The sequence below is a fragment of the Pseudomonas sp. MF6776 genome (assembly GCF_016613125.1).
Lineage (GTDB): Bacteria > Pseudomonadota > Gammaproteobacteria > Pseudomonadales > Pseudomonadaceae > Aquipseudomonas > Aquipseudomonas iridis.
This window is the reverse complement of record NZ_JAENSQ010000080.1, coordinates 1-2,898: the sequence shown is the minus strand read 5'-3', so window position 1 is coordinate 2,898 and position 2,898 is coordinate 1. Positions and strand designations below refer to the sequence as shown.

The following is a 2,898-nucleotide window of genomic DNA, read 5'->3' as shown; positions in this document are numbered from 1 at the left end:
GGCGGCACATCCTGCTGAACGGGCATTACACCTTCCAGACTGACGGCAAGTTCATCGACCTGGATGCGCTCGTGGCGGGACTGGAGCTGGGCTGACGGAAATTTCTGGGATTCCGGCGTACAACCCCTCTATGGTCGCGTCAGCACGGCTGACCAGAATACCGACAACCAGATTCGAGAGATTGAAGCCGCAGGCTTCTCAGTAAATCAGCGCCGCATCGTGACCGAAAGCATCAGCGGTAGCATCGCGGCCAGTGAGCGTCCTCAGTTTGCCCGGTTGCTTGACCGGCTGGAGCCCGGTGATGTGCTCATCGTGACCAAGCTGGACCGGCTCGGTCGCAATGCCATGGATGTCCGCGCAACGGTTGAGCGATTGGCCGCCGAGAGTGTCCGCGTCCACTGCCTGGCGCTCGGCGGGGTCGATCTGACCAGCGCCGCCGGAAAGATGACCATGAGCGTGTTGAGTGCGGTGGCTGAGTTTGAACGCGACTTGCTGATCGAGCGAACCCAGGCAGGCATTGCGCGTGCGCGCGCGGAAGGCAAGGCGCTTGGCCGCCCCCCAGCGTTGACAAAGGTGCAGCAGGCCGAAGCCATGCAACGCCTTGCGGCTGGCGAATCGGTTGCGAAGGTGGCGCGCGACTACGGCACCACCCGGCAGTCCATCATGCGAGTGCGGGAAAAACTGGGCAGGGGCAGTGCAGGCGCCTCCTGATAAATGGTGCAGTCGTCTTCTGAAAATGACACTGGCCATTGTTCGCGGTCATGCTCCACCTGTCGCAGTATTTGTCGCAAGTAAAGTAACACCTGCGACAGAAATATGCGACACTTATGGAGCAGAAAAATCGGGGAACGGTTCCATGTCGCACGACTTAGGATATTTGCGACACCTGTATTGATCGCTCCTAGCAACGGAAAGTGCACTTAAGCCCAGAGCCTGCCCCGCAACAATCTGCTACCTTCCCGTTTCAACTGGCTGGTTGGTCAGATATCAATGGGAAGGGATGATGAAAGCAAGCTTAAAGATTTGGCTGGCAATAGGATTATTGGGGACTCTTACTGGTTGCTCGAGCATGGCCCCTCAACCCTATCGACCAGTTCCTGATGGAGTTTCCATAATTCCTAGTCCAAACGGGAGCTTTCAGGTCGATAGGGTCGTAGTAAAGCGAGCGGTAGCTAAGCCATCCGCAGACACTCTCCAATTCTGTTTTGCTCAGAACATCCCAGGGATCAACGGTACTCCCTTATCAAACTCAGTAAAGACCAAGATTACCGCTCAGGGAAAAGACCAAGTTTCATTCATCGTTCCTATGACGATGGGAACGCCCCTTAGCTACGAAATCATCTTCTCGGTGACCGCTAGTCATGATTCGGGAAATTTGGCTTTCGACTTTACGAATCTAAAGATTAGGGGTACGTGGAGCGCCAATGAGGCGCCACTGCCTGGATCCCAGGAAGCTAATCAATATGTAGATAGTGCCTTGGCAAAACTAAATAAAGTAAGCGACAACGTAGCGAACTGCTTAGTTACAGAGGGATAGTTAAGATAGTTTCCATCTGACCAAACGATCGGATGTGAATAGAGCTAAAGATCATTATTGGCAGTGAAACGTGACGAGTATTAAAAATTTAATACTCGTCACTACAGCCATTATTATGGCTACATCATTACTGCACATGCCGCAGCGACTTCTGAAATTTTCATTTGATCAAGCCCTCCATCGCCTGCCGTTTCATTGATGCATGCGACGAGTCCGCTTGCTGAGACTCCAGATTTATTTATATTAGAAGCCATAGCTTGAGCTAAACTGGATTTCTCAGAGTAAGATGCATCTCTCCAGTCTCCTAGAGTGTTACCCCCTGATAATGCATATGCAGTGCTGGACAGTATAAATGGAATTACAACAAATACGCTTTTTACTATTGTTTTCATGATGACTCCTGTCTTTGTAATTTTAATACTGACTCATTTTAGTCGATCTGATGCCTTACGGTACGCGGCTTCATTCTCACGCTTATCGATAGCGACCACGAACACCACAATTTCTTGGTCTATGACCTGGTAGATCAGCCGATAGCCCGCGCTGCGCAGCTTTACTTTGTAGCAATCTGGCAGCTCGCGTAAGCGGTTGGCCTCGATGCGTGGGTTTTCCAGGACTTCAGCCAGTTTTTTCTTGAATTGCTGACGGATCGTATCTCCCAGTTTGTGCCATTCCTTCAGCGCACGCTGATCGAACTCAAGACTATAGGTCATCCAGCGTCACCTTAACGCGCTGTGGTGAAGCCAATCGCTCGCGTACGGTGTTTATGAGGGTTTCATCCTCTTCAGTCATAAGCACAGGCCGGAAAGGCAGCTGGCCGCGCTCCGCAACGTACTGCAAGGCTTGGCGCATGAGCTCAGACGGAGTCACACCCAAACGTTCCAATTCGCGATAGGCGCGGTTTTTTAGATCGTCGTCTACACGGACATTGATTGAGGCCATTTCGTGCACTCCTGTAATGACACATGTCATTACAATGGCATTGCAGGAGCAATTTTTCAAGGGGAGACGCAAGAATTTCCTTTACCACGCGTCTGGGAAATATTCGTAGCAACCTTTCAGTGTTATAGATTTAAAAGAGAAACATGAGCCACTTTTTCTAACTCTGGTGTATTTTTTTAAAGTCCCTTTTATCATATCTTTATCAATCTTCTTTCCGAGAAGGCAATCACATGCTTGATACATGAGAAAGGCTTTGAAGGTTGAATATTCACTCACATCCCGTAAAACCCTAGGCGGTTGCAGGAGCTGAGTGCAACACGGTTATTGAATTGAAGCCGGAGCATCATGCCGCATTGCCATGGAGTTTTGCATGACCTCTCCCATCACCTCGATGGGGCATTTGAAGTCGAAGCGCTTGC

At 50.5% G+C, this 2,898-nt stretch carries 4 protein-coding genes; 1 reads left to right on the top strand and 3 read right to left on the bottom strand.

The features are described 5' to 3' along the window. Positions 1-63: 63 nt before the first annotated feature. Positions 64-711 (top strand): recombinase family protein, encoded by a 648-nt coding sequence (locus JJD74_RS30400; RefSeq protein WP_200618081.1) that lies wholly within the window; start codon positions 64-66, stop codon positions 709-711. Positions 712-1,656: 945 nt separating this feature from the next. On the opposite strand, the gene JJD74_RS30395 is transcribed toward JJD74_RS30400, so the two are convergent. From JJD74_RS30395 to JJD74_RS30385, 3 genes are read right to left on the bottom strand one after another with little or no spacing between them, the layout of a single operon-like run. Further along, on the bottom strand, positions 1,657-1,929 hold the full coding sequence (locus JJD74_RS30395; protein ID WP_198831388.1) for a hypothetical protein: 273 nt from the start codon (positions 1,927-1,929) through the stop codon (positions 1,657-1,659). A 33-nt stretch (positions 1,930-1,962) separates the two neighbouring features. Further along, positions 1,963-2,250 carry a type II toxin-antitoxin system RelE family toxin gene (locus JJD74_RS30390; protein WP_198831389.1) on the bottom strand — a complete coding sequence of 96 codons (288 nt, stop codon included), beginning with the start codon at positions 2,248-2,250 and terminating at the stop codon, positions 1,963-1,965. Continuing rightward, positions 2,240-2,479: a type II toxin-antitoxin system RelB/DinJ family antitoxin gene (locus JJD74_RS30385; protein ID WP_090470222.1), complete on the bottom strand. Its 240-nt coding sequence runs from the start codon at positions 2,477-2,479 to the stop codon at positions 2,240-2,242. The genes JJD74_RS30390 and JJD74_RS30385 overlap by 11 nt, the downstream gene beginning before the upstream one ends. Positions 2,480-2,898: the final 419 nt, after the last annotated feature.